General features: G+C 49.0%; 23 protein-coding genes, 10 tRNA genes and 2 rRNA genes. 5 read left to right on the top strand and 30 right to left on the bottom strand.

Features of this window, described 5'->3' with window-relative positions; translation table 11 throughout:
• Positions 1-29: 29 nt before the first annotated feature.
• Positions 30-257 (bottom strand): hypothetical protein, encoded by a 228-nt coding sequence (locus GLV97_RS16830; RefSeq protein WP_160839786.1) that lies wholly within the window; start codon positions 255-257, stop codon positions 30-32.
• Between the two features lie 147 nt (positions 258-404).
• Between GLV97_RS16830 and GLV97_RS16825 the strand changes: the two genes are divergently transcribed.
• On the top strand, positions 405-827 hold the full coding sequence (locus GLV97_RS16825) for a VOC family protein (RefSeq protein ID WP_160890156.1): 423 nt from the start codon (positions 405-407) through the stop codon (positions 825-827).
• 37 nt (positions 828-864) lie between these two features.
• Here GLV97_RS16825 and GLV97_RS16820 read toward each other — a convergent pair whose 3' ends face one another.
• The 5 genes from GLV97_RS16820 to GLV97_RS16800 form a co-directional block, all read right to left on the bottom strand.
• Positions 865-1,989, bottom strand: a complete 1,125-nt coding sequence (locus GLV97_RS16820) for an NAD(P)/FAD-dependent oxidoreductase (protein WP_160890155.1) — start codon at positions 1,987-1,989, stop codon at positions 865-867.
• 416 nt (positions 1,990-2,405) lie between these two features.
• A complete protein-coding gene (locus GLV97_RS16815; RefSeq protein WP_160839789.1) occupies positions 2,406-2,627 on the bottom strand; it encodes a hypothetical protein in 222 nt (73 codons plus the stop codon).
• Between the two features lie 87 nt (positions 2,628-2,714).
• The gene (locus GLV97_RS16810; RefSeq protein ID WP_160839790.1) at positions 2,715-3,098 is read right to left on the bottom strand and encodes a carbonic anhydrase; all 384 of its coding nucleotides are present in this window, start codon (positions 3,096-3,098) and stop codon (positions 2,715-2,717) included.
• A gap of 81 nt (positions 3,099-3,179) precedes the next feature.
• Positions 3,180-4,892 carry a DNA-binding protein gene (locus GLV97_RS16805; protein ID WP_160890154.1) on the bottom strand — a complete coding sequence of 571 codons (1,713 nt, stop codon included), beginning with the start codon at positions 4,890-4,892 and terminating at the stop codon, positions 3,180-3,182.
• A 143-nt stretch (positions 4,893-5,035) separates the two neighbouring features.
• Complete coding sequence (locus tag GLV97_RS16800) at positions 5,036-5,983, bottom strand: MBL fold metallo-hydrolase (RefSeq protein WP_160890153.1); 948 nt, start codon at positions 5,981-5,983, stop codon at positions 5,036-5,038.
• Between the two features lie 133 nt (positions 5,984-6,116).
• Between GLV97_RS16800 and GLV97_RS16795 the strand changes: the two genes are divergently transcribed.
• Positions 6,117-6,464, top strand: coding sequence for a hypothetical protein (locus tag GLV97_RS16795; protein WP_160890152.1), 348 nt, complete (start codon positions 6,117-6,119; stop codon positions 6,462-6,464).
• A gap of 74 nt (positions 6,465-6,538) precedes the next feature.
• Here GLV97_RS16795 and cydC read toward each other — a convergent pair whose 3' ends face one another.
• The 5 genes from cydC to trxB all read right to left on the bottom strand — a co-directional run bounded on the left by cydC (position 6,539) and on the right by trxB (position 12,800).
• A complete protein-coding gene (gene cydC, locus GLV97_RS16790; protein WP_160890151.1) occupies positions 6,539-8,245 on the bottom strand; it encodes a thiol reductant ABC exporter subunit CydC in 1,707 nt (568 codons plus the stop codon).
• Positions 8,242-9,966, bottom strand: a complete 1,725-nt coding sequence (gene cydD, locus GLV97_RS16785) for a thiol reductant ABC exporter subunit CydD (RefSeq protein WP_160890150.1) — start codon at positions 9,964-9,966, stop codon at positions 8,242-8,244. Before cydD ends, cydC begins: the two co-directional genes overlap by 4 nt.
• Before the next feature lie 162 nt (positions 9,967-10,128).
• Complete coding sequence (locus tag GLV97_RS16780; RefSeq protein WP_160890149.1) at positions 10,129-10,650, bottom strand: topology modulation protein; 522 nt, start codon at positions 10,648-10,650, stop codon at positions 10,129-10,131.
• The gene (locus tag GLV97_RS16775) at positions 10,647-11,093 is read right to left on the bottom strand and encodes an NUDIX hydrolase (RefSeq protein ID WP_160842375.1); all 447 of its coding nucleotides are present in this window, start codon (positions 11,091-11,093) and stop codon (positions 10,647-10,649) included. The genes GLV97_RS16780 and GLV97_RS16775 overlap by 4 nt, the downstream gene beginning before the upstream one ends.
• 753 nt (positions 11,094-11,846) lie before the next feature.
• A complete protein-coding gene (gene trxB, locus GLV97_RS16770) occupies positions 11,847-12,800 on the bottom strand; it encodes a thioredoxin-disulfide reductase (protein WP_160839798.1) in 954 nt (317 codons plus the stop codon).
• Positions 12,801-13,070: 270 nt separating this feature from the next.
• On the opposite strand from trxB, the gene GLV97_RS16765 reads away from it, so the two are divergent.
• Both GLV97_RS16765 and GLV97_RS16760 read left to right on the top strand, forming a co-directional pair.
• Complete coding sequence (locus GLV97_RS16765) at positions 13,071-13,358, top strand: phospholipase (protein WP_160839799.1); 288 nt, start codon at positions 13,071-13,073, stop codon at positions 13,356-13,358.
• A gap of 165 nt (positions 13,359-13,523) precedes the next feature.
• The gene (locus GLV97_RS16760) at positions 13,524-14,672 is read left to right on the top strand and encodes an FtsW/RodA/SpoVE family cell cycle protein (protein ID WP_160839800.1); all 1,149 of its coding nucleotides are present in this window, start codon (positions 13,524-13,526) and stop codon (positions 14,670-14,672) included.
• Between the two features lie 41 nt (positions 14,673-14,713).
• On the opposite strand, the gene glmS is transcribed toward GLV97_RS16760, so the two are convergent.
• The 6 genes from glmS to sigW form a co-directional block, all read right to left on the bottom strand.
• Positions 14,714-16,516 (bottom strand): glutamine--fructose-6-phosphate transaminase (isomerizing), encoded by a 1,803-nt coding sequence (gene glmS, locus GLV97_RS16755; protein ID WP_160839801.1) that lies wholly within the window; start codon positions 16,514-16,516, stop codon positions 14,714-14,716.
• 485 nt (positions 16,517-17,001) lie between these two features.
• Positions 17,002-18,348 carry a phosphoglucosamine mutase gene (gene glmM / locus GLV97_RS16750; protein ID WP_160842416.1) on the bottom strand — a complete coding sequence of 449 codons (1,347 nt, stop codon included), beginning with the start codon at positions 18,346-18,348 and terminating at the stop codon, positions 17,002-17,004.
• A gap of 57 nt (positions 18,349-18,405) precedes the next feature.
• A complete protein-coding gene (locus GLV97_RS16745) occupies positions 18,406-19,377 on the bottom strand; it encodes a CdaR family protein (protein WP_160890148.1) in 972 nt (323 codons plus the stop codon).
• The gene (gene cdaA, locus GLV97_RS16740) at positions 19,370-20,182 is read right to left on the bottom strand and encodes a diadenylate cyclase CdaA (protein WP_160839811.1); all 813 of its coding nucleotides are present in this window, start codon (positions 20,180-20,182) and stop codon (positions 19,370-19,372) included. Before cdaA ends, GLV97_RS16745 begins: the two co-directional genes overlap by 8 nt.
• A gap of 142 nt (positions 20,183-20,324) precedes the next feature.
• Positions 20,325-20,987, bottom strand: a complete 663-nt coding sequence (locus tag GLV97_RS16735) for an anti-sigma factor family protein (protein WP_160839803.1) — start codon at positions 20,985-20,987, stop codon at positions 20,325-20,327.
• Between the two features lie 15 nt (positions 20,988-21,002).
• Entirely contained in the window at positions 21,003-21,566 is a 564-nt protein-coding gene (gene sigW / locus GLV97_RS16730) for an RNA polymerase sigma factor SigW (protein ID WP_160839804.1), read from the bottom strand.
• Positions 21,567-21,737: 171 nt separating this feature from the next.
• On the opposite strand from sigW, the gene GLV97_RS16725 reads away from it, so the two are divergent.
• On the top strand, positions 21,738-21,932 hold the full coding sequence (locus GLV97_RS16725; RefSeq protein WP_160839805.1) for an aspartyl-phosphate phosphatase Spo0E family protein: 195 nt from the start codon (positions 21,738-21,740) through the stop codon (positions 21,930-21,932).
• A gap of 9 nt (positions 21,933-21,941) precedes the next feature.
• Here the strand turns inward: GLV97_RS16725 and rocF are convergent, their stop codons facing one another.
• The 13 genes from rocF to GLV97_RS16660 all read right to left on the bottom strand — a co-directional run.
• Entirely contained in the window at positions 21,942-22,844 is a 903-nt protein-coding gene (rocF, locus tag GLV97_RS16720; protein ID WP_160839806.1) for an arginase, read from the bottom strand.
• A 237-nt stretch (positions 22,845-23,081) separates the two neighbouring features.
• Positions 23,082-23,157 (bottom strand) — tRNA-Ala (locus GLV97_RS16715).
• A gap of 3 nt (positions 23,158-23,160) precedes the next feature.
• Positions 23,161-23,235 (bottom strand) — tRNA-Gly (locus GLV97_RS16710).
• A 10-nt stretch (positions 23,236-23,245) separates the two neighbouring features.
• Positions 23,246-23,318 (bottom strand) — tRNA-Lys (locus GLV97_RS16705).
• A 49-nt stretch (positions 23,319-23,367) separates the two neighbouring features.
• Positions 23,368-23,442 (bottom strand) — tRNA-Gln (locus tag GLV97_RS16700).
• Positions 23,443-23,554: 112 nt separating this feature from the next.
• Positions 23,555-23,640, bottom strand: a tRNA-Tyr gene (locus GLV97_RS16695).
• Positions 23,641-23,650: 10 nt separating this feature from the next.
• Positions 23,651-23,726 (bottom strand) — tRNA-Thr (locus GLV97_RS16690).
• 7 nt (positions 23,727-23,733) lie between these two features.
• A tRNA-Val gene (locus GLV97_RS16685) sits at positions 23,734-23,809 on the bottom strand.
• A gap of 4 nt (positions 23,810-23,813) precedes the next feature.
• Positions 23,814-23,888: transfer RNA gene (locus GLV97_RS16680), tRNA-Glu, on the bottom strand.
• 19 nt (positions 23,889-23,907) lie between these two features.
• A tRNA-Thr gene (locus GLV97_RS16675) sits at positions 23,908-23,979 on the bottom strand.
• Between the two features lie 3 nt (positions 23,980-23,982).
• Positions 23,983-24,057, bottom strand: a tRNA-Asn gene (locus GLV97_RS16670).
• Between the two features lie 38 nt (positions 24,058-24,095).
• A 5S ribosomal RNA gene (rrf, locus tag GLV97_RS16665) occupies positions 24,096-24,209 on the bottom strand.
• A gap of 201 nt (positions 24,210-24,410) precedes the next feature.
• Positions 24,411-24,599: ribosomal RNA gene (locus tag GLV97_RS16660) — 23S ribosomal RNA — on the bottom strand; the annotation flags it as partial.

Here is a 24,599-nt window from a genome sequence, read left to right as displayed (position 1 = left end):
AGGGATCCTTAAAACGGGATCCCTTTTGTTTATTGGTCCTCTCCCGGTGGGTGAAACAAGTAGTGGTACAACCGGTGGGAAAGAACTCCGAAAGTGACAAGCCAGAATACAAGGAGTACTGCCGCCCCCGCCCCCTTCAGGAATGTCCATCCTGTAAGAAAGGCAAAAAGGAGCCCTGCTGTAAGCACAACGGTCGAAAAGATGAACAGCAGGATGGAAAGCAGTACTTTCATACTGTGACTGATCCAGGCAGGCATAAACTTTCACCTCCTGCTCTACAGTATGTCAATTTCATCAATCAGCTTGTACGTTTTGGTGGACAACGATTAAAAAGGGCAGACGCCTGTAGCACCTCGGCAGCTGTGCTACAATAAACCCACACAAACTGCAAAGGAGAATCGATTTTGGAAAAGAAACTCGACCATATCGGCGTCGCTGTACGCCTCATCGAAGAAAGCATCACGTTTTACACAGAGGTTTTAGGCGGAATCTTGATCGACCGCTACCGCAATGAAGCGGAGGGCGTGGAAAGTGAAATCGCAGTAATCGACGTTCAGGGCAGCCGGACAGAATTACTGATGCCCACCAATAATACGACATCACCCATCGCCCGGTTCATTAAGCAGAAAGGGAAAGGGGTCCACCACGTCGCCTATGAAGTTCCGGACCTGGATGAGGCCATTGAAGACGTGCATGCCAAGGGCATCCGCACCTTGGAATGGTCCAGACGGACGAACAAACATGGAAGACGTCTCATTTATCTGAATCCAGCCGATACAGACGGGACCATCATTGAATACTGCGACTATCCGAAAAAGCATGTTTGATAAAAAAAAGCGGGGAACTCCAAGGTTCCCCGCTTTTTCACTGTTCTTCCAGTGCTTCTGCGACATGATAGTCCCCGGCATCCAACTCTGTATCGCGCCCAAGGGCCATCCGGGCAAGTTCAGCACCGAGGTACGGGCCGGAGGTAAGGCCGGAAGCCCCAAGACCGTTGGCTGTCAGCACCCCGTTCCATCCTGGAATCCGTCCGAATACCGGAAGAGACCCTGGTGTAAACGGGCGGAACCCGACACGGCTTTCTACAAAAGTACTGTCCGCAAGGCCGGGAGCCACCTCCAGAGCCTTATCTAAAATATAGTGAAGACCTCCGGCTGTCTGCCGCTGATCAAACCCGGCGTCCGTTTCGTGCGTAGCTCCAATAATCATGCGCCCGCCACCGAAAGACAGCATATATTGATTGTTCGGCGGCATAATGACCGGCCAGTCCGCTGTTTCCGCACCTTCTACATCCAGGTGGACAATCTGCGCCTTCTGAGGACGGGAAAGGAACTGAATGCCGAGCGGCTGGAATAACGGCTTCGCCCAGGCTCCCGCAGTGACGATCACTTCGTCCGCCTGCAGCTTCTGTCCATCCACTTCCACGCCTGTCACCGTATCCCCTTCAAAAGTGAGGGAGGCATCGCCATGCACCATGACAGCTCCACGCTTTCCTGAAGCTCTAAGCAGAGCATCCCTTAGAGCACGTCCATTTACACGGGCCGCCCCACTGACATGAACCGCTTCATAGCTTTCTTCTGATAACAGAGGAAAATAGGCTCGCGTTTCTTCCGGTGAAAGCCGTGTGATATCACCGATTTCCGGAGCGTCCTCCCTACGTTTTTCTGCGCGTTCAATCGTTTTTTCCAGTTTTTCCGGATTGGTATGAAGGCTCACGGCCCCCACTTTTTTATAACCGGTCTCATGCTCTCCATCTGCCTCAAGCTGCTGAATCAATTCCGGGTAATATCTTGCGCCGCCTTTGACGAGACGGTACCACCGTTTATTCCGGCGCTGTGCAAGCCACGGACAGACAATTCCTGCGGCGGCTTCTGTCGCCTGGCCTTCATCCTTACGGTCCACAATGGTGACATCCGCCCCTTCTTTGACCAGATGGTAAGCGGTCGACGCCCCTAAAATACCTGCTCCTACGATGATATATCTTTTCATAACGAACTCCTTTTCACGCTCAATTTCTGCACCTATTGTATAGGACAATGCCCCTGTACTCAAATTTCTCCACAGAAAAAGGCGTCTCAAAAGGAGACGCCTTTTTCTGTGGAGAAACCTTTTTTCCAGTGACTCCAAAGGAGTAGTCATCCATACTTGGGCATGGATATCGGTAAAGCTGTCTTTTCACAGGCATCGGCACGAGGAGCGTTCGGTGGTGACGCCTGCGGGAACAGCGCGAGCCGAAGATCCACTTGGTCAAATGGTTTTCTTGACCAAGTTAGCTGAGGCCGTGCCCGCGGCAGGCATCCACTGATAAGCGGAACGTGCTCAACACGACATGCGGACAACTCTAACTGGATAACAAGGATTTTTCTAAAGCCTGAGGCGTCTCCTTGTGAGACGCCTTTTCCCAGTCATTCTGCTGTGTGTGTACATAAGTAGTTGTAACATTGCTCCAAGGTACTTACACAGTCATGGATGCCGATGCTTTCAATCTCAAATAACGAAAAAGCATTCAGTGTGACGGTGTAGGAAGCGATGGTGACGGTTGGACAACCTTCTGTCAATTTCCTTAATTCCAGAAAAATCGGATCGTGCGCGCTGTCAACGAAGTCAAACCAATTCGCCTGCTCCATTTCCCCACTCCTTACCGTATCAAATGCGTAACCGCCGGCGGGTCACCCGTTACACGGTATACATTCGATGCCGGGAATGAAAATCCTCTATTCTACAACGACTTCCACTTCCCATTGGTCATTCACATAAAGGCCGATGACTTCCACACCGAAACCCCACGATTTCACAAGATCCACAGACTCCTTGATCTGCTTTTCCTTCACATCACGGTCCACAGGGTTTCCAGCGCAGTTGTGGTGGCCGACAACTGCGACAACATTCGATCCATGGTTATCGGTGGAGATATTGATTTTTGTTTTCACTGCTTCCAGCTGCTCTTCCGATCCTTCCAAAAGGAACTTCGTCGGTCCGGCTTCAGTAATCATATCGATGTAGGCTGTATCGTATTTTTCCTGCATCCAGTAAATAACCGGAAGCTGTACTCTTCCGTCCATACAGTTGATGGCGGTGGCAAATGTTTTTTCTGACATGTAAATTCCTCCTCATTTTTTCTATGTTTTCTATCTTATCATAAAGAAAAAACAGCAGGGGAAAAACCCCCCGCTGCCTTCTTAATTGCTGATGCCTTCAATCTGTATGGTTTCCACTGTACCGGTTCCATTTTCCCTGATACGCGCTTCAAGGTCCACCTGATCGCCTTCTTTCAGGAAGATCGATAACGGTGCTTTGCTGGTCGTAACGGTATAAATGGTCGTATCCCCTTCAAGGAGGAACTGCACGGACTGTCTTGATTCAGTGGAGGTGACGAGTACGCGGTTGATCACCCCGCTTTTCTCCGTGAGGTCGACCTCCTGACTGCCTTCAACATTGCTTGGGTCCTGGGCAATCTGGAGACGGTAGGCGTTCAGCGTCTGCTTAGCCGTATCGCCGAAGACAGCAAAATCAGAATCTGCAGCCTTAATGTAGGCGTACTGCTTAAAGAGCCCGTTCGGATCCAGAACGTTCACAATCCACGTCGGGTGCCCGTCAACGTTATAAAGCACCGGCATCGTTCCAGTCCAGTTTTTCTCCGGATACTGCTTGTTGACGATCTGCACCGCACCTTTACTATCCATGATCCCCTGGTTCTGCTGGCCGTTGTAATACGTCAGTTCACCTGTACGGGCATCAATCAATGTGTAGCCAAGAGCTGAGTCGATGTTTTCTTTCGGTGAAGCCATATCGGTAAAGTAGTACATCGCCCCGTCCTCATCAAAAATCGGAGTCACACTGCTTTCCGTTCCGGATTCGTTCGGGATTTTCACATCTTTTTTACCGAAAATGGAGTTCAGCCATCCGTTGATGTACTTACCGAAGTATTCATTCTCTGTGGCGGCCAGTTCGGAGCTCACCGATCCTTCGATGAATTCAGGCGCCTCTGAAGCCGGATAGGTGTCCACTTCTCCGGTTACAGGGTCTACCACGGCAACTTTGATCTCCTGCATATCGGGCCTGTTGGAGAAGAACAGCGGTTTGTAGATCGTCTGTACATACCATGGCTTTCCTTCATCATCCACCTCAATCTGAGCTTCCCCGCTTTGAATATGGTCCGGGTGGGCACTGTAAACGACGCGCTGGACGTTATGGTTGAAGTAACTCGAGTTGGTGTACTTCATTTTGCTTTGGACGAACTCGGGCTGGGCGTTGATGTTCGTCGCTGCGATTTTGAAATAGCCTTCCGTCTCATTTCCACGCACATAGCGCCAAAAGCTTGAGAATTCCACAGGAGCGACATAGACGATATCCCCGTCCACCTGCTGGGCCTGAAGTTTTCCAAGGTCATAGAACTGTGTATTCGGTACGACACTCATCGCTTTCTGCACTTTGTTACGAGCCGATTCAGGTGCGACGGAAATCGGCGTATTGTCCTCATTCAACGGACGTGCCTCTGCCTCTTCCGATTTGGCAATGGAATCATGGCTGTCCTGCAGGGCAAAAATACTGTAGACGAAAACGCCGATGATCAAAACAGCAGTCACAAGAACAATGACGCCCGATAATGAGCGGTGCATCGTCTGGTACTGCACCGGCACCTTAGCCCCGCCGTAAACAAGGGGCACGAACAGAATGGCGACGATACTGTTCAGGATCAGCATGTTCGGTATGGTAATGGTCGGCATGAACGCATACGTAATCACGAACATGAGGATAAAGCCGAAGATAAACACACCGCCTGCTGTCTTCATGATCTTCTTTCTTCTCATTCGGTTTTTCCAATAGACGATAAACGTCAGGATGAAAAATAAAATAAAAGATAATAGAGCTGTAATCAGCATTCCTATCATAAGAGTCAGAACTCCTTTCTATGTCTACAGCTTATTTACGTATCCACCCTTCTTTGGTTTCAAAAAGTTTTCCGGAGGTTGGAAAAGAGACGCCGGCACAGCGTGAAGACTGTCCCGGGACGTCCTTGTAAGCATGAAGCTAGTCAGACCTTTTGTTTTTGGAGATAATCCGCAAGCCCCATCGCACACACCTCAAAATCGAGCTGAAGCAGCTGATAAACCGGATGGTCATCAGGTACGCCATTCCCGGCCAGGTATTCGGACACACGCAGGTGAAGCCGCTTCTGTATCACTTCTATGCCTTCCCCCTGTTCCAGCGCGTCCTTGGCTTCACTTACGAATACAGGAATCCACTTTTTCACTTGATCAAACGCTTGTTCAGGATGATCCGTCGCTCCGAAATGGCCGAAATACAAGTGTTTCGGATCAAGGCTCTCTATTTTTTCGATCGAGGAAATCATCAGGTCCGGATCAAATTGATTAGGAGAGGTCGTGGGGAGGAAAAAAGAGTCCATCCGATCTTCAACCTGATGATAGCGTATCCCTGCTGTATCCCCGGTAAACACCCCTCTGCTGCGTGAATCATAGACAGCAAGGTGATGGCCGGCATGCCCCGGGCTGTCATAAAACGTCAAAGTACGGCTGTCCGAAAGCTTCAGCGTCTCCCCCTCTTCCTTCACGACAAGCTTCTCTTCCGATACAGGAAGGACCGGATTGAACAGCTGATCAAAAACTTCCCCGTACACCATCCGGGCCCCTTTCACAAGTCTGGAGGGATCAGCCAGGTGGCGTTTTCCTTTCTTATGGACAATCACCTCTGCATTTGGACATTCCTTTACAAGCACCCCTGCTCCGCCGGCATGGTCCAAATGAATATGGGTCAGAATGATGAACGCCACCTCTTCCGGCCGGATACCCAGCTCAGATAGCCCGGCCAGCACATGAGGAATGGACGGGCTCGGTCCGGTTTCGATCAACGTCGTATGTTTCTCATTACATACATATGTACCTGTCCGACCTTCAAAACCTAAATCATAACCGTCAATGAGATACAGTTCATTCCCTAACGCCACAGGTTTCTTCTTTTCCAATCCGCTCACCTCTCCCTTAGATTCACCTTCATTCTACTAGAACTTCCCATTAAATGATAACGTTTTCTTTTGAGGTGTTGGAGTCACATAATCAGGTTGGGTGAATATCATGGGTGGTGAGGAGTTGGTTTCAATGACAGAAGATCGTCAACAAAAAGCCCCTTCCAAACCGGGGTACAACGACTGTAAAAAGATGGAGAACTATCACGTCATGGTCGAAATGCAGGACGGCCGGTCCTTTGACGGCATTCTCGTTGATGTTTCCGGCGACACCTTCACCATCCTGATCAGCGAAGACGTCGTGGTCGACGAGCACGGACAGGTGGCTGATGAACGCCAGTATGGGTACGGGCGCAGGCGGGCCCGGCGATTCCGGCGGGGGATTTATCCGATTGCCGGTCTCACGGCATTAGCACTGTTTCCATACGCCTTCCGTCCCTATCCTTATTACTACCCCTACCCTTATCCATACTATTATTAAGGGACCTGTGTCCATGTCTTATCTCAACCCACATAAAAACAGCCGCCACATGATGTGGCGGCCCTTTTTTTCGTTCACGCAAGAACACTCTGTTCAATCTTCTTCATTTCGTAAAATACACCCCGGCGGTTCATTAAATCCTCATAGGATCCGCATTCCTGAACTTTTCCGCCTTCCATCACAATGATCTGATCCATTTTATCCAATCCATTCAGCCGGTGGCTGATCAAAATGACTGTATCATCTTTGGCCTGATCAAATAACCGGTTGTAAATGCCGCGCTCCGTCAATGTATCCACAGACGACGTCGGTTCATCAAGAAGCCACAGCCGCTTCCCTTTCAAAAAGGCACGGGCGGCCGCCAGACGCTGCTTCTCACCTCCGGATAAATTTCCTCCTTTTTCAAGGACTTTTTTATCAAGGGAAAAGGACAAACCTGTAGAGGCAAGAGCCGCCAGCTGTTCCTCATCGGTCGCCTTCTCATCCGCCATGCTCAAATTGTCGCGGACCGTCCCGAAGAAGAAATGGTTTTCCTGCAGCATCACATTGGTGTGTGCCCAGAGACTTTCTTCATCTATCGTCCGGATGTCCTTCCCATCTACTTTTACAACACCTGTATCCACAGTCTGAAACTTCAACAGCAGCTGAAAAATGGTGGACTTTCCGGAGCCGCTCGCACCTACAATGGCGGTTTTACTTCCGGACGGAATGGAAAGCGAAACATTCGTCAACGCCTGGCGCGGTTCTCCTGGAAAACGCCAGCTGACTTCTTCCATCGTAACCGCCGGGGCATGGAGACCGTCCATCTTTTCTGTGCCTTCTTCCCCGGCTTCTTCATCCACCAATGAAAATAACCGCTTGGACGCCCGCCGGCTGTCCTCCAAATGGGCAGGCAGAACGGCCATCGGTGCGGCATTTTCGAAAACGGTCAGTGATATCATAACAAGCATGGCGAGAAACAGCCCATTCAAGTCTCCTGAAGAGACGAGGAATGCTCCAAGACCCAGGACCACCCAGGACACCATAAGCGTCACAAATGTGTTCCAGGAATGACTGGCGAGCATCTCCCGGCTGTCCTTCTCCTGCTGGTGAAGATAATCACGGGAGGCCTGGTGCAGCATTTCCTGCTTCTCGGGGACCTGCTGGTGAATCTTCAAGTCTCTGAACCCATAGATGAATTCAGTGGCTTCCGTAGAAAGCTGTCCCCTGGACTCACGGACAAACCGGCTCGATTTCCTCTGCTTCACACTGTACCAGGCCGGGATGACAAGACCCGTCAAGACGAGGCCGAGCAGCAGTACAACCGCTACCGGAAGCGAAAAGATCGACGTGAACACAATCGTCCCTAAGAAAATGATAACGAGCACGACCGGCGGATAATAGACGCGCAGGAAAAAGTTCTGCAGACTTTCCACGTCGCCGACAATCCGGGCGAGGAGGTCGCCGCTCCGATACTTTTGGAACAGTCTTGGAGCAATCGGTTCGAGCCGTTTATAAAAAGTGACCCGCAGATGACTGAGAATCGAAAAGGTCGCTCTATGGGAAAAGTACCGCTCAGCATACCGGCCGAGAGCACGGGCGAAACCAAACAGCTTTAGAAAGGCGATGAGCACTGTCAGCGCATATAAAGGAGGAAGCAGAGCTGCCTTGGAAATCAAGTATCCACTGGATGCAAACAAGCCTACAGCAGAAAGGCCGGCCAGAAAGCCAAAGATAATCGAGAGGAGAATATCTTTTTTTTCAAGCGTAACGAGACGAATGACTTCTTTGAGATCCTTCATGCCCCTTCTCCTCCCTTCTGCATCGTGACCATCTGTCGATATAGAGGCAGCTCGGCTTTTAATTGTTCATGGGTGCCTGTACCCACAGCACGCCCCTCATCGAGTACAAGAATCTGGTCGGCCGCCTGAATCGTGTGCAGCCGGTGGGCAACCGTAATCATAGTCGCTGTCTCTGACAACTCTTTAATGGAGCGTTGAAGAATGGTTTCGGTTTTCACATCCAGACCTGTAGTAGGCTCATCAAACAGTATGACCGACGGCTTCTTCAAAAAGGCACGGGCCAGGGCAATCCGCTGCTTCTCCCCGCCGGATAAACCTCTTCCCCCTTCACCGATCGATGTATCCAGTCCATCCTCCAACGTATCAAGCATCAGGGAAAGCCCCGCCTTCCCTGCGGCATAAGCGACCGCTTCCCTTGAGGCCCCCGGGACTCCGATCGCTATATTCTCTGCGATGGTGCCGGAGAAAAGATACGGATGCTGGGAGATGTAGCTGACACCGTTGAACCAGTCCGCTTCCTTGTAGGAATAGAGCGCCCTTCCGTTCATTTCCACTTGGCCGGATGAGGGAGCAAGAAGTCCTGAAAAGATATTGAGGAGAGTCGTCTTCCCCGATCCGCTCCTGCCTACCACGGCCAGATGACTCGCTGCAGGTACATGTACAGATACAGGCTCAAGGGCAAATCCCTCTTCGTACTGAAACTGAACATGCTGCAGGGTCAGGGCCGGCGGCTGCTCATACATATGCGCTCCCTCTCCCCAATCCAGGGAACGCTCCTCTTCGCTCAAAGCCTGCTCGAGCTGCTTGGAAGCTCCGGATGCTCCGCGCCCGGTATGGAAGGCACTTCCGAATTCCTTTAACGTCAAATAAAACTCCGGAGCAAGAATGAGAATAAAAAAGGCAGTAAAGAAGGAAACACTCTCATAAACGACAAGGCGGATGGCGATTTCCAGAGCAATCAAGCCAATGCTGAGCATCGAAATGAATTCAAGCATTAAGGAGGATACAAACGCCACCTTCAGCACCTCCATGGTAGCTGTCTTAAAACCAAGGCTGCTCGTTTTAATTTCCTCCTGCTGGCGGTGGCTGCGGTTGAACAGCTTCAGCGTCACAAGCCCTTGGAGCGTATCCAGAAACTGTCCGGAAAAAGCCGAAAGCTTCTCCATCTGATCTTCTGATTTTTTCTTCGTCATCACACCAATGATTGCCATGAACATAGGGATGAACGGAGCGGTAATCACCATGATCAGCCCGGAATAGAAATGGGCGGAGAATACAACCACCAAAATCATCAACGGGATGATCAGCGTCTGAATCATCTGAGGGATGTAACGGCTGAAATAACCGTCCAGTTCATCCACAGAATCCATCAGGACACTCACTTTTTGGCCGGACTGTCCCGTCACCGAAGCGGAAATCGACTGCCTGGACAGCTTTTCAATCAAGCGGCGCCGGTAATGCGCCTTGGCGCGCGAAGCAAGACGGATGCCCGTCCTGCCGTTGAGCCAGGTGAAGAGTGTACGTCCAGCCAGGACGAGAAAAAGACCGGCAAACAAAGGCAGAACATCCTGGAGGCTTTGCTGGTCAAGGAAGATCCGATCAACAATCGCAACAAAATAATAGGATTGGCCAATGACAGCTGCCCCGATTAATAGGGAGGTTACGATTAACAGCGTCATCCCTTTACGATCAGCAAAAGCAAAGCGGCTGAGATGCTTCATAATCTATAGAAAACTCCTTATACGTAGTTTTTGTGAAGTTTTTCACATTACCTTCATTATAAAGGATGAACGCCCTTTTTTCTAAAAAGAAGCCTGAGGATTCTATGACAATTCTTTAACATCGTCCCCTTTTCTGCCGCCCGGCATACAGCACACGGAAGATCACTGTTCCATATATTTAAGAAAAGCGGCAGTCTCCCGTTGACTTCTAATCTGAATCACCTCACTTGAAGGATTCTCCAACTGAAAGCTCAAAAGTCTCTCCTGCATCTCCCTTTTCCGTCTGTGGTATGTAGTGACAATAAACTTAAGAAAATCATAGTCGAGACGCTCCTCACAACCCGGCCCGAGATCCGGCCTCGACCGTCCTCGGAACTTCCACCAGCGCTTTACGACACGATAGAGGCAGACGCGTAGAGGCAGCTCCACATAGACGATCGTATCAGCTCGTGCTGCTCTGATGTCATAGGTGGGCCGGTAGTTCCCTTCAATAATCCATTTATCTCCGGCTGCGACCGCCTTCTGACGGGCGGCAAATACATCCGGCTCCGCTTCCTTCCACCCCGGCTCCCAGTGCAGGGCATCAAGGTGATGCACAGGGAGGTCAAGGCGTTTACCCATTTCCCGGGCCAGCGTGGACTTGCCCACGCCGGATGATACACCAACAATCATCACCCGCTTCATTGTCGGATCTCCCTTAATATCAACCGGGCCCGTTCATCCAGGTTTTCAGGAAGCTCACTCAATGGATAGTAAGCAATTTGCAGTGTTTCCTGGTCCGGAAGGGTTTCATTTTCCAACGGCTTACCAGCGAGGAAGACTGTAATGACGTTGTACACCTCATCACCGTTCGGGTATTGAAAGTAATAGTCTTCTCCGGAGAACGTACCATGCTGGATGAAGGAACCCGCCGTCAGCCCGGTTTCTTCCTTCAATTCCCGTGCGGCTGTCTCCTCAAGTGTTTCCCCCGGCTCCAGAGCTCCGCCGGGCAGGCCCCATTCTTCTGTATCTGAACGAAGCTGAAGCAGCACCCTGTCCCGCTCATCTTGTACGATGATGGTGGATCCGGCTGTAATCAGTGGCCGGGAACCGATTTTCTTTCGGATTTCATGAACATAGTCTCCCATTTTTCCTACCCCCTTGAAGCTTTTTTTGCTATTCCCCATGTCATTTGTTCAATCTTCTTTATATATGGACATATGTAAAGGCTTCTTGCCCTTCTGTGCTGTAGTGACTGTATTCTATCTTCTTATTCCAGAATATTCAATTCCACACAATAATTCGAGACCACAAAAAAGACTGTCCTTACAGGACAGTCTCAACTTGTAGAGAAACTCCTGTTTCTTTACAAGTTTTTTCTTTCTGACCGCCAGGAGCGTAAGCCCCTTCCCTTTCCGCGGACGAGCGCCCGAGCTTCCTCGCAAAACCCACGCTCGGCGATCTCGGACCACTCGTTCTTCCGCAGGAGTGGAAGGGGCACCGCTCCTTGGGAATTCTTTAAAATCGAACAATCCGCTCCTTCCCCCAGCTCACCCTTGCTGGATGGAGGACAGTCCTTTTCATATTCCGGCAGTCAGCCTTCATCAGCGCAGCCAAGGCCGTTCTTTTGAATCTGCGAACCTGCTCAGGGCACAATCTCTCTTCTAAATATTCTAACGTCGGCACGAGGAGCGTTCGGTGGTGATGCCTGCGGGAACAGCACGGGCCGAAGATCCACTTGGGCAGGCGGTCTTCCTGACCAAGTTAGCTGAGGTCGTGCCCGAGGCATTCATCCACCGATAAGCGGAAAGTGACCCTTCACACGACAAATGGACAACTCTAATTGGTTATCTCAGGCTTGTTCTACAGCCTAAGACTGTCCTTACAGGACAGTCTTTGTATTATGATAGGTTCTGGCTCCAATCGACAGCCGCTTCGCCTTCCAGGAAGCGTTCAGAATCCATCGCAGCCATACATCCGGTACCGGCTGCTGTAATGGCTTGACGGTACTTTTGATCCTGGACGTCCCCGCAGGCGAAGACGCCGGGAATATTCGTATTGGTCGTCCCTGGTTCAACAAGGAGATAACCCTTCTCGTCCATATCCAGCTTTCCTTTTAGAAAATCTGTGTTCGGATTATGACCGATGGCAACGAAAATACCATCTGTATCGATGACTTCTTCTTTGCCGGTATCATTATCCTTCACTTTGATGCCGGAAATTTTCATACCGTCCGATACCATTTCGATGGGTGTTTTATTCAACGCCCACGTTACTTTTTCATTTTCCTGAGCTCTCGACTGCATAATTTTAGAAGCACGCAGTTCGTTGCGGCGGTGGATGACCTGGACTTCACTGGCAAACTTGGTCAGGAAGGTGGCTTCTTCCATCGCTGAATCCCCACCCCCGATGATCACGACCTTTTTCCCGCGGAAAAAGAATCCATCACACGTGGCACAGGTGCTCACTCCTTTTCCGATGTTCTCTTTCTCGCCGGGAATACCGAGCAGCTTGGCCGACGCCCCTGTAGAGATGATCAGGCTCTCTGTCTGGACCTCGCCGATACCGTCCACTTGAAGCGTAAATGGCCGCTGATCGACCTGGACATCCGTTACCCATCCCCGTTTGAAGACAGCACCGAACCGTTCCGCCTGCTTCTTCATATTATCCATAAGTTCAGGGCCCATGATTCCGTCCGGAAAACCGGGGAAGTTTTCTACTTCCGTCGTCAGGGTCAACTGCCCTCCAGGTTCCGGCCCCTCGATCACCAGGGGTTCCATGTCTGCTCGTGCAAGATATACGGCGGCTGTCAGACCAGCCGGTCCTGTTCCTAAGATGACAGATTTGTAGGTCATAGAAGTGCCTCCTTTAAAAATGACTCGTATTAGTGTTATATCCCTTTTCACTGAAAGTCATGCCTCTTCCCTTAGGATCTGACGAAAGATAGGCCCAGACGGTCCTCTCCAATCAGGGGCTTCCGGATTTCAGGAGCCCGGTTTCGATTATATTTTCCTCACCGTTTATCACCGCTTCCTCCTTTTTTAAACAGGGATAAACAAGTGACCACCCCAAACCGGCGGTTGAAGCATACACTATCAGAAGATCATGGATTTGGAGGTGATTCTATGCCCGGACGAAGAAGATCTGTACGCCGGCCTGGATTTTGTGTGTTTCCCGGTTACAAATACTGCGGACCTGGATGCAGCGGACCTGGAGAACCGGTCAATGCTGTCGATGCTGCGTGTAAAGCCCATGATGAGTGCTACCGTTATACGAGGAATTACTGCTATTGTGATGATGCTTTCATCCGTCGTTTAGGACAGCTCCAAAGCCCACATACCCGTGAAGGCCGCCACGCCCGTACCATGTATAACTATATGAAATTCCAACGCTTATTTACGTGTTCGTTTTAAGAAAGACAAAGAAAGATGTCTTTCTTTTTTTATGCCTTCATCTTAAGGAAATTATTATGAAATATGGGCTGCCGTCACTTTTCAAAACCGGATTCTGTGCTTATAATAGTCAACAGCACGCTTATTCTGCATGCGCCGCCAACACGAGAGGATGTAGGACTAATCATGAAATTTGAAGAAAGGTTTGACTGGCAGCTGTTCTTTATTATCTGCTGTTTTATTGCGATCAGCTCCGTCGCCTTGTTCAGCGCCCAGCAAAGTACGCAGTACAATGAAAACTTTGTACTCAAACAGCTGGTCTGGTACGGGGTCGGCGGAGTTGTTATTGGGTTCATGATGATCGTGGATCCTGAAGATTTTAAAAAAGTCAGCTGGTACTTATATGGTTTCGGTCTTGTTTTACTTATTGCCTTGATTCTGGCACCACCTTCGATCGCTCCTGTCATCAAGGGGCAGAAAAGCTGGTTCACCCTGCCAGGTTTATCTCTGCAGCCTGCAGAGCTTGTTAAAATTTTTACGATACTCGTTCTCGGAAGGATTGCCGTTAATCATAACAGCAGAAGCTCTTCGTCACTGAAGTCGGACTTCATGCTCCTTCTTAAGCTCGGAGCCGCTGCGGGCGTTCCATTCCTATTAGTCATGCAGCAGCCTGACTTAGGAACAGGGCTCGTCTTTTTAGCAATCCTCGCTGGTTTTATTTTAATTTCAGGAATCCAGTGGAAAATCATCCTGCCGATTTTTGCTGTCATTTCTGCGCTTGGGACAAGCCTGATCTGGCTGGCCATCCAAGCTCCACAAATTCTCGATAAATACCTCGGTGTAAAGGAATACCAGCTGGGACGTATCTATTCCTGGTTCCAACCGACCAAATACGAGGATTCATCCGGTTATCAGCTCGTGAAAGCGATGCGGGCGATAGGATCGGGACAGCTTTACGGGAAGGGTTTCGGAGAAAGAGAGGTCTACCTTCCTGAAGCTCAAACGGACTTTATTTTCAGCATCATTGCAGAGGAATATGGGTTTCTTGGCTCGTGTATCGTTATTATCCTGTTCTTCTTCCTGATCTACCGCTTTACGACAATTGCTTTTAAAGCAAACAGCCATTACAGTTCCTATGTCATGGTGGGAATCATCAGTATGATTGCCTTTCACGTCTTCCAAAACATCGGCATGTCCGTTCAGCTTCTTCCTATTACAGGGATTCCGCTGCCGTTCATCAGTTATGGAGGAAGTGCCCTCTTAGGAAACCTGATGGCTCTCGGCATAGCCTTCTCGATCTCGTATCATCATAAAACCTATATGTTCGGAGAATAAAAAAAGCTTCAGAGGAAGGATTCCTCTGAAGCTTTTTATTATTATTCAACCGTCACACTTTTTGCAAGGTTCCGTGGTTTATCTACATCACAGTCACGGTGAAGAGCTGCGTAGTAGGAAATCAACTGAAGCGGTACAACAGACACAAGTGGTGTCAGGATCTCATGAACGTGAGGGATGACAAACGCATCGCCTTCCTTCTCAAGACCTTTCATACTGATGATCATGCTGTTCGCTCCGCGTGCTTCCACTTCCTGTACGTTTCCACGGATGGAGTAGTTGACGTTTTCCTGTGTCGCAAGCGCTACAACCGGCGTGCCTTCTTCAATCAGAGCGATGGTTCCGTGCTTAAGCTCTCCGCCAGCGAATCCTTCCGCCTGGATGTAGGAGATTTCCTTAAGCTTCAATGAACCTTCAAGGCCGACGTAGAAGTCGATGCCGCGGCCGATGAAGAAGCAGTTGCGTGTGACAGGCAGATATTCACGCGCAAGATCTTCCAGCTCTTCTTTTTGGTCCGTCAGGGCTTCCATAGCATTCGCTACGATCCCAAGCTCCTGCATCGGATCAAAATCAAGCTCAATTCCTTTGGCACGGGCTGTATCAACGGCCAGGATCGCAAGTACAGCCATCTGGGCTGTATAAGCTTTTGTAGACGCTACCGCAATCTCAGGACCCGCATGCAGATGCAGTGTATAATCCGCCTCACGGGAGAGGGTGGATCCTGGAACATTGGTAATCGTCAGAGCCGGGTGGCCAAGCTCTTTCGTCTGAACAAGAACAGAACGACTGTCTGCCGTTTCCCCACTTTGGGAAATATATACAAACAATGGCTTCTCGGATAGAAGCGGCATGTTGTAGGAGAACTCACTGGCCACGTGCACTTCTACTGGAATATTCGCCAGCTTTTCAATGAACTGTTTGCCGAGAAGGCCGGCGTGGTAGCTTGTTCCCGCAGCAATGATGTAAATACGGTCGCATTCCTTCATCGCATTACGGATGTCCGCATCCAATTTGATGTCGTCGTTTTCATCCTGGTACTCCTGGATGATTTTACGGATAACGAAAGGCTGCTCATCAATCTCCTTCAGCATGAAGTGAGGGTAGGTGCCTTTTTCGATATCTGTCGCATCGATTTCTGCTGTGAACGGCTCACGAGTAACCACTTCACCCTCAGGAGACAGAATTTCAACTCCGTCACGACGGACGATGACTGTCTCTTTATCCATCAGCTCAAGGAACTGATCTGTTACGTGAAGCGCCGCCATGGAATCACTGGCTACAACGTTGAAGTCTTCACCAAGGCCGACAAGAAGCGGGCTCTTGTTTTTCGCTACATAAATCGTGTCCTTGTTCTCACGATCGATCAATGCGATGGCATAAGATCCTGTCAGAAGCTTCACAGCTTTACGGAAGGCAGCCGCTACATCGTTCATTTCCTCATGAAGGACTTCGATCAGCTGAACGATGATTTCGGTATCTGTTTCACTCTTCAGCTCAACGCCCGCCAGGTATTCATCGCGCACATCCACGTAATTTTCGATAACGCCGTTATGAACAAGCGTAAAACGGCCGGAAGTACTTTGGTGCGGGTGGGCGTTCTCTTCACTCGGAGCACCGTGGGTCGCCCAGCGTGTGTGACCAATGCCGTGGGTGGATGCTACGTTTTCATCGACTGCACTGCGTAGTGCAGCAATACGGCCTTTGACTTTCGTTACTTCAACGCCGTTATCATTCAAGGTAGCAATTCCAGCGGAGTCATAGCCGCGGTATTCAAGCTTTTCCAGTCCGTTTAACAAAATTTCCTTTGTATCCTGTTGTCCAATATATCCTACAATTCCACACATAATTGTTGTCCTCCTTAATTTACGAGAAGGGCAACGAATGTCAGCACGGGGCTATTCGCTGCCCCTCTCCCTCAACGATCTATATCTTGTGCACTTTATCCAGCCGTATTGTTCGAAAAGTCGCCTTTCCGTTTTACAGCTGCATCTGCGGCTGAAGTGTCACAGCCGGGAGGCATCCGCCGAATGCTCGATGAACCTCCACCTCGTCAACTGTGCGTAAAATCATTCCGTCTGCACAGTCCTGGCGCTTTAAATAACCGATGACCTCTATCCTCCTTACCTATTTCAAAATGAAGCCTCTCTCGTCTCTTACCCTTAGGTTTCCCCATTTAAAAGGATTTCGACAGATTTTTCAATCACAAGTAATATTTTACCTGAGCACTGTAAAAAAGGTCAACAAAAATCAGAGCCGTTAATGAATTGTAAGGACCTTGTAATAGAATATGCGCAGCTCCCCTATGTGTGAGAAGCTGCGCGTCCATTCTTTATTCCATGCCTAGTTCTTCTTCTACAACTGCAACGACTTTGTTACAGTAGGTTTCGCATTGCTCTTCGGTCGGAGCTTCGACCATGATCCTCACGAGTGGTTCTGTTCCGGAAGGACGGACAAGGACACGGCCGCTGTCTCCCATTTCCTCTTCCACCGCCTGAATAGCTTCCTGAATGCGAGGATGTGTCTGCACACGGTTTTTATCAATAACTTTAATATTCTTCAGCACTTGTGGGAACTTCTCCATTTCTGCAGCAAGCTCAGACAGGGGCTTCCCAGTCTCTTTTACAACGTTCACAAGCTGAAGCGCAGAAAGCATCCCATCTCCTGTCGTGTTGTGTTCAAGGAAGATGATGTGGCCGGACTGCTCCCCACCGAGGTTATAACCTCCCCGGCGCATTTCTTCCATCACATAACGGTCGCCTACAGCCGTTTTATCACTCTTAATGCCGTTGGCTTCCACAGCCTTATAGAATCCAAGGTTACTCATGACAGTGGATACAACCGTTGAGTGGTTCAGAAGACCTTTCTCATTCATATATTTTGCACAAATAAACATGATACGGTCGCCGTCTACAATGTTTCCTTTTTCATCGACAGCGATTAAACGGTCACCATCTCCGTCAAAGGCAAGCCCGATATCTGCCTTTTTCTCTTTCACAAGAGACTGAAGAGCTTCCGGATGGGTCGATCCTACCCCGGCATTGATATTCAGGCCGTCCGGAGACGACCCGATGGAGGAAATGTCCGCTTCCAGATCGGCAAAGAGATGAGAAGCGAGTGAAGACGTAGCTCCGTGTGCACAGTCAAGAGCAATGTGGAGGCCGTCAAAGTCATAATCCACCGTCTGCTTCAAGTGCTGCAGGTATTTCTGGCAGCCTTCGAAGTAGTCATTGATCTGACCAAGGTCAGAACCGGAAGGACGTGGCAGATCGTCCTGCTCTGCATCAATCAATGCTTCGATTTCTGCTTCCTGATCATCTGTCAGCTTAAATCCATCCGGGCCGAAGAACTTGATCCCGTTGTCTTCCACCGGATTGTGGGAGGCGGAAATCATAATTCCTGCTTCAGCCTGAAGCGCTTTAGTTAAAAAGGCTACTCCTGGTGTTGAAATGACGCCGAGACGCATCACTTCCGCTCCAATGGAGAGTAGACCGGCAGCGAGGGCTCCTTCCAGCATTTCACCGGAAATTCTCGTATCACGGCCGATTAAAACCTTTGGACGCTCCACCCCTTTGGTTACGACATAACCGCCGTAACGTCCTAATTTAAAAGCCAGTTCTGGTGTTAATTCTTTGTTAGCGATCCCACGAACGCCGTCTGTTCCGAAATATTTACCCATTTTCAACGAACCTCTCTTTCTGTCCTATACAAGTCAATTAAGTACGATTATTTTGAATTACTCTCCCTGTTGGTCATCAAGCACATCAATGGTGACCTCTATCGTTTCCGGTGATACCGCCGTTGTCCCTTCAGGCAGCGGAACATCCACTTCCACTACCTGATCCTCGGTCACTTCCGTCACATCCACTGGAATTTCAACAGGTTCTTCCATACCGTCCAGTACCTCTTCAGGTCCCTGGTACGTCACATTTTCCACTTCTGTTGTTACCTCTTCGATAAGAACCCCTTCCTGAGTACCGCCGCTTGCTTCCGGCGTCACCGGAACCTCTTTCGAGCGTTTGGATACAGGAACACTTACATCAACGGCCGCAGGCTCTACAAGAACGCTCAGCTCATTCCCCTGGTTATCATAAACTTTCACAGGAGCTTCCTCCTGCTCAACGATTTCCTCAGCTGAATCTACGTCAACGATGGCTCTTACGGAAGCTACCCTTTCAATCACTGATGCTGCACCAGTGATCTCCACCTGGGCCGGAGATACCTCCGGGGTTCCCAGTTCAAGGCTTGTATCCAGACTGCCTTCATTCACATAGTCGATGCTTACATCATAATTTTCGGTTGTCTTTTCTTCAATTTCCACTTCAATGATCTTCGGATCAAGGGAAACAGCCAGCTGGCTGCTGATTCCTGAATGCTGCAGGGCCACCTCATGGGTTCCAGGTCCAAGGTCATTCAAATCGGCAAAGACGCTGAAGTTCTTCTGACGTGAAACAGGCGCTACAGCACCTGCGGGTCCCTCTACTGTAACCGTAACATCCTGCGGAATCCCGCTGACCACATATTCTTCACTGTCAAAACGGATTTCGAGTGGAATGTTTTCCATCGTTTCGGATTCCGATGAAGTCTCATTGAAAAACAGGGAATCAGAATCCATATTGTTATCGACATTGACCGTCACCCAGAGCAGTCCGGCTAAAAGAAGTGAGATAATCCGGATAAACCATACACTTTTAAACCAATTATCCATTCTTTTTCCCCCTCCAGTTCCAGCTTTTAACGGCAGGAGCGGAGTAATCGAGCTCTGTACGCAGCATTTCCTCAAGCTTCACCTGGTCAAGCTCGCGGTGCAGTTCACCATTTTTTGTACAGGAAATGGCCCCGGTCTCCTCCGAAACGACAATCGTCAATGCATCCGTCACTTCACTGATGCCCATCGCTGCCCGGTGGCGCGTCCCCAGTTCCTTGGAGATAAAGGGGCTTTCCGACAATGGAAGGTAACAGGCAGCAGCTACAATTTCATCATTCTTAAGTATAACGGCTCCATCATGAAGCGGTGTATTCGGTATGAATATGTTGGTGAGCAGTTCACTCGATAAGTGTCCATTGACCCGGATCCCTGTCTCTACATAGTCTCCCATGCCCGTATCACGTTCGATCGTAATCAAAGCTCCGATTCTGCGTTTCGCCATATAGTTGCAGGATTTAATAATCGCCTGCAGCGTTTTTTCCGTATCTTCTTCTTCTGACGTATTCCTGCTGAAAAAGCTTCCCCGTCCAAGCTGTTCAAGAGCTCTTCTCAGCTCCGGCTGGAACAGAATGATAATAGCCAGGAAACCCCAGGTAATGGCTTGTGACATCAGCCATCGCAGCGTGGTTAGTCCAAATAAATTACTCAGCAGCCATATCCCCAGGATAATGAAGATTCCTTTTAGAAGCTGGACCGCCTTCGTCCCTTGGATCAGCATGATTAATTTATATACAACAAACCAGACAAGGGCGATATCCACAGTTATCAACAGGTAATCTAAAACATCCAGTCCCCCATCAAGCATGCCTACACTTCCTTTTAAATAAAATAAATCTGAAAAATTCACATTTACCATTATATCACATAAGCTTTTTTGAATATATCAGAACCTTCCTCCATCATATCATACCCCAAAAAAAGACAGAATGACCGCTGTCATCCTGCCTTTAGTCTTCCTGTTCAGATCCGAAGGAAAAGATATCGGACACGGTTTGTTTCGTATGATACCACACCCACTCATACATCTGGTTCACTTCCGTGAGTTCCCCAGAGTAGGCTCTGAGATCAGCGCGGTTCAATTCTCCTGATCCCGGGTCTTCTGTCGTTCCTTCCAGAATATCTCCGTTAATGATGGTCACATTTCCATCGACAGCCCCGTCAATTCGGAGATCCCCATTCCGGACGACAAGATCACCCTTAACCGTAACACCATCCGGTACAATAACGGTATGCTCCCTGATTTCCAGGTTTTCCTGCTTTGATACCGTTACCTGCTGATCCTGATTCCATGCCGTGAATATACCACTGAACATGAGAATGAAGAAGACAGCAGCGGCTGTCAGAATCGGGTGCTGCTGCAGTCTGCGTATATAATTTCTCCGTTTCTTCTGCTTCGGCAGGTTGTTCATCACATTCGCCGTGAACCGGGGCGGGGCAGAAGCTGGAGACGTATTGGTAATCAAGGTTGTTGTCCGCTTCAGTTCATGAAAATGGCTCTGACAGGACGGACAGCTCTGCAGGTGGTCTCTCAGTCGTCTTTCTTCCTCTTTGTTTAACTCGCCGTCTAAATACTTATGCATGAGTGTAATGGCTTCTTTTCTGCAATTCATTCCCTCTCAACTCCTTCATACATGGCGAAGCCGTTTTCTTAATGCTTCCCTTCCCCTGTGTACCCTTGTCTTCACCGTTCCTACAGGAATATCAAGGACTTCGGCGATTTCCTGGAGAGCTAACTCATCCAAATACCGCAGCACGATCACGCTCCGATACTTCGGAGGCAGGGCGAGGATTTCCTTGTGAATGTACGTCTGCAGTTCAAGGCTTTCCACCTCTTCCTCCGGCAGTGCCTGATCAGCAGCCAGCTGAGAGTACATATCCAGTCCATCCGTTCCCCTCACTTCAGCATCGAGGTGATAGTCCGGCTTTTTCTTCCGGATTCGATCTATTGATAAGTTGGTGGCTATCCTATACAGCCATGTTGAGAATTTGCGCCGCTCATCAAACGTGTGGAGGTTTGTATAGGCCCGGATAAATGCTTCCTGTGCAAGATCTTCAGCTTCGTATGAGTTCCCGATCATCCGCAGACATATGTGATAGACTTTGTTCTGGTAAAAAGATACAATGTCTTCAAACGCTGCCTGATCACCCTTTTTCACTTGTTTTATTTTCTGTTTTATCATGGTTTCCATTTGTTATACCTCCGCTATATGTGCGGTCGATATCCTTTACGGATGACCTCGCCTCAAAGTTTCAAAAAGATATATAAAAAAATATATCTTTTTCCTAAATATAAGTTTAACTTTTTTTAGTATCGGATATAAAGCTGTAAATGTAAAAAATTTCTTAGGAGGACACAAAACATGACGCGAGTGACTTCGTTGACAGAAGAAATCGAAGCTTGTCGTTTGGAAATGAGCCGTTTAGCCCGCCTCCATCACTTAACATCCCCGGAAGTTGTCAAGGTGAGTGTTAAGCTTGATCAGCTCCTTAATGAATATGATGAAATACAATATAAAAAACAGCAACCCGCCTTAAGTAAAGCAGGTTACTGTTAATCATCGGACTTATTTCAGAGTTTCTCCAAATAAAGAACCCATCAAACCGACCGCTACGCCGGCGGTTTTATTTTTTTCATCAAGGATCGGGTTAACTTCTACAAACTCAGCGGATGTAATCATTTGCGATTGATGGAGCATTTCCATGGCCAGGTGGCTTTCACGATAACTCAAGCCGCCCATAACAGGTGTACCGACTCCAGGCGCATCATTCGGATCCAGCCCGTCCAAATCAAGGCTGAGGTGCACACCGTCTGTCCTGTCCTTCAAATAATCCACGGTTTCGTCAATGACTTTAGTCATTCCCATACGGTCGACTTCATGCATCGTATAGACTTTGATCCCCTGTTCCTTTATCAGTACCTTCTCCCCTTCATCCAGAGAGCGCGCTCCGATAATGACAATGTTCTCAGGCTTAATTTTCGGCGAATAGTCATGAATGCCTGTCAGCTTTTCATGTCCGATTCCCAGACTTGCCGCCAGCGGCATGCCATGAATATTGCCGGACGGTGAACTATCTGCTGTATTTAAATCTCCGTGAGCGTCGTACCAGATAACTCCCAGATTATTGTAGTGTTTAGCGACTCCTGCAAGAGTTCCCATCGCAATACTGTGATCTCCGCCAAGTACAAGAGGGAAACGGCCGTTTTCAATGACTTGATCGACGGCTTCCGCCAGTCTGCTCGTTCCTTCAGCAATTTCGTGAAGGTTTCTAAGGTTGTCATGCTTTACATCCGTTTGGTGCTTCGGACGAGGAATCTCAATGTCTCCTAGATCTTCAATGGTATAACTTAACTGCTCTAGACGTTCAACCATCCCTGCATACCGGATAGCGCTTGGCCCCATATCGACTCCCCGGCGCATTTGTCCAAGATCCATGGGTACTCCGATTACTGAAAGCTGTTTATTCATTAAAGTTCCTCCTTTTAACACTATTTTCATTGTATCCGTTTTATTGAAGATGACTCAACTGGACATCATTGTGTATATATATACGCTATTTCCTGCCTGATAGTGGTAATGGTGCATGTTTACAAACCGGCGGCTCAAACGCGGCCCGATGATCAGATATAAAAAAAGCCTGACAAGTTGGATGTCAGGCTTTCTATCGTATAAAAAGATCACCAGGATCTATTTCGTTCTATGTAATGGTGGAGCCTAGCGGGATCGAACCGCTGACCTCCTGCGTGCAAAGCAGGCGCTCTCCCAGCTGAGCTAAGGCCCCATATGGAGCGGGAGACGGGATTCGAACCCGCGACCCCCACCTTGGCAAGGTGGTGTTCTACCACTGAACTACTCCCGCGAAAAAGAGATGAGCCATGAAGGATTCGAACCTTCGACCCTCTGATTAAAAGTCAGATGCTCTACCAGCTGAGCTAATGGCTCCTATATAGAATATGCTCAACACATGGTAGTCCTATTCTTAAAGGAAAAATGGCTGGGCCAGCTGGATTCGAACCAGCGCATGACGGTACCAAAAACCGTTGCCTTACCGCTTGGCTATGGCCCAACAAGTACAAATTTAGTATAACCATCTTAAGAATATTATACAATCATGTGGAATTTTTTCATAAAAAATAGCTGATGATTAAGTCAGCTTCTTATGAAACATTAAAATAAAATGGTGGAGGGAGTAGGACTCGAACCTACGAACCCGATGGGAGCGGATTTACAGTCCGCCGCGTTTGGCCAACTTCGCTATCCCTCCACTTGAAAAGTGGTGCCGGCCAGAGGACTTGAACCCCCAACCTACTGATTACAAATCAGTTGCTCTGCCAGTTGAGCTAGGCCGGCTTTAATATGGTGGAGGATGCAGGGATCGAACCTGCGACCCCTTGCTTGTAAGGCAAGTGCTCTCCCAGCTGAGCTAATCCTCCAAAGTGGTGACCCGTACGGGATTCGAACCCGTGTTACCGCCGTGAAAGGGCGGTGTCTTAACCACTTGACCAACGGGCCAATGATACAAAACTTTCAGAGCTTCCAGCCGGATTTGAACCGGCGACCCCTTCCTTACCATGGAAGTGCTCTACCACTGAGCTATGGAAGCAAGTGGCTCCAACGGTAGGATTCGAACCTACGACCGATCGGTTAACAGCCGATTGCTCTACCACTGAGCTACGTTGGAATCATAAAAGTCTTCAAAACAATAAGGAAAGAGAATCAATGTGGCAGCGTCCTACTCTCACGGGGGTAAACCCGACTACCATCGGCGCTGAAGAGCTTAACTGCTGTGTTCGGCATGGGAACAGGTGTGACCTCTTCGCCTTCACCACCACATCGATATAAAGTTTGAGGTGAACCCTCAAAACTGGATAAGGAAACATTTATTGATTAAACATCATTCACGAAGTTCAGTCCGGCTGCAGCTCCTAAATCCTCGCTGTTCTAAGCACACCTTCTTCAAGACTGAAAAAACACAGCCTTTACGAATGTTTGCTTAGCCAGTCGGATTTGACCAGTCGCTTTCGCCTTCTTTACATAGATAAGTCATCGATCCATTAGTATCTGTCAGCTCCACGTGTCACCACGCTTCCACCTCAGACCTATCAACCTCATCGTCTCTGAGGGATCTTATCTGCTCGAAGCAGAGGGAAATCTCATCTCAAGGGGGGCTTCATGCTTAGATGCTTTCAGCACTTATCCCGACCACACGTAGCTACCCAGCGA

Source organism: Halobacillus litoralis (genome assembly GCF_009856355.1).
In the GTDB taxonomy this organism is placed as follows: Bacteria; Bacillota; Bacilli; order Bacillales; family Halobacillaceae; genus Halobacillus; species Halobacillus litoralis_B.
This window is presented reverse-complemented; position numbering and strand designations above follow the sequence as displayed.

What these genes read in the sequence shown, in the direction of transcription:
- GLV97_RS16830 (WP_160839786.1), bottom strand. Translation starts at nt 257, where the DNA reads ATGCCTGCCTGGATCAGTCACAGTATGAAAGTACTGCTTTCCATCCTG.
- GLV97_RS16820 (WP_160890155.1), bottom strand. Translation starts at nt 1,989, where the DNA reads ATGAAAAGATATATCATCGTAGGAGCAGGTATTTTAGGGGCGTCGACC.
- GLV97_RS16815 (WP_160839789.1), bottom strand. Translation starts at nt 2,627, where the DNA reads ATGGAGCAGGCGAATTGGTTTGACTTCGTTGACAGCGCGCACGATCCG.
- GLV97_RS16810 (WP_160839790.1), bottom strand. Translation starts at nt 3,098, where the DNA reads ATGTCAGAAAAAACATTTGCCACCGCCATCAACTGTATGGACGGAAGA.
- GLV97_RS16805 (WP_160890154.1), bottom strand. Translation starts at nt 4,892, where the DNA reads ATGATAGGAATGCTGATTACAGCTCTATTATCTTTTATTTTATTTTTC.
- GLV97_RS16795 (WP_160890152.1), top strand. Translation starts at nt 6,117, where the DNA reads ATGACAGAAGATCGTCAACAAAAAGCCCCTTCCAAACCGGGGTACAAC.
- cydC (WP_160890151.1), bottom strand. Translation starts at nt 8,245, where the DNA reads ATGAAGGATCTCAAAGAAGTCATTCGTCTCGTTACGCTTGAAAAAAAA.
- cydD (WP_160890150.1), bottom strand. Translation starts at nt 9,966, where the DNA reads ATGAAGCATCTCAGCCGCTTTGCTTTTGCTGATCGTAAAGGGATGACG.
- GLV97_RS16780 (WP_160890149.1), bottom strand. Translation starts at nt 10,650, where the DNA reads ATGAAGCGGGTGATGATTGTTGGTGTATCATCCGGCGTGGGCAAGTCC.
- GLV97_RS16775 (WP_160842375.1), bottom strand. Translation starts at nt 11,093, where the DNA reads ATGGGAGACTATGTTCATGAAATCCGAAAGAAAATCGGTTCCCGGCCA.
- trxB (WP_160839798.1), bottom strand. Translation starts at nt 12,800, where the DNA reads ATGACCTACAAATCTGTCATCTTAGGAACAGGACCGGCTGGTCTGACA.
- GLV97_RS16765 (WP_160839799.1), top strand. Translation starts at nt 13,071, where the DNA reads ATGCCCGGACGAAGAAGATCTGTACGCCGGCCTGGATTTTGTGTGTTT.
- GLV97_RS16760 (WP_160839800.1), top strand. Translation starts at nt 13,524, where the DNA reads ATGAAATTTGAAGAAAGGTTTGACTGGCAGCTGTTCTTTATTATCTGC.
- glmS (WP_160839801.1), bottom strand. Translation starts at nt 16,516, where the DNA reads ATGTGTGGAATTGTAGGATATATTGGACAACAGGATACAAAGGAAATT.
- glmM (WP_160842416.1), bottom strand. Translation starts at nt 18,348, where the DNA reads ATGGGTAAATATTTCGGAACAGACGGCGTTCGTGGGATCGCTAACAAA.
- GLV97_RS16745 (WP_160890148.1), bottom strand. Translation starts at nt 19,377, where the DNA reads ATGGATAATTGGTTTAAAAGTGTATGGTTTATCCGGATTATCTCACTT.
- cdaA (WP_160839811.1), bottom strand. Translation starts at nt 20,182, where the DNA reads ATGCTTGATGGGGGACTGGATGTTTTAGATTACCTGTTGATAACTGTG.
- GLV97_RS16735 (WP_160839803.1), bottom strand. Translation starts at nt 20,987, where the DNA reads ATGAATTGCAGAAAAGAAGCCATTACACTCATGCATAAGTATTTAGAC.
- sigW (WP_160839804.1), bottom strand. Translation starts at nt 21,566, where the DNA reads ATGGAAACCATGATAAAACAGAAAATAAAACAAGTGAAAAAGGGTGAT.
- GLV97_RS16725 (WP_160839805.1), top strand. Translation starts at nt 21,738, where the DNA reads ATGACGCGAGTGACTTCGTTGACAGAAGAAATCGAAGCTTGTCGTTTG.
- rocF (WP_160839806.1), bottom strand. Translation starts at nt 22,844, where the DNA reads ATGAATAAACAGCTTTCAGTAATCGGAGTACCCATGGATCTTGGACAA.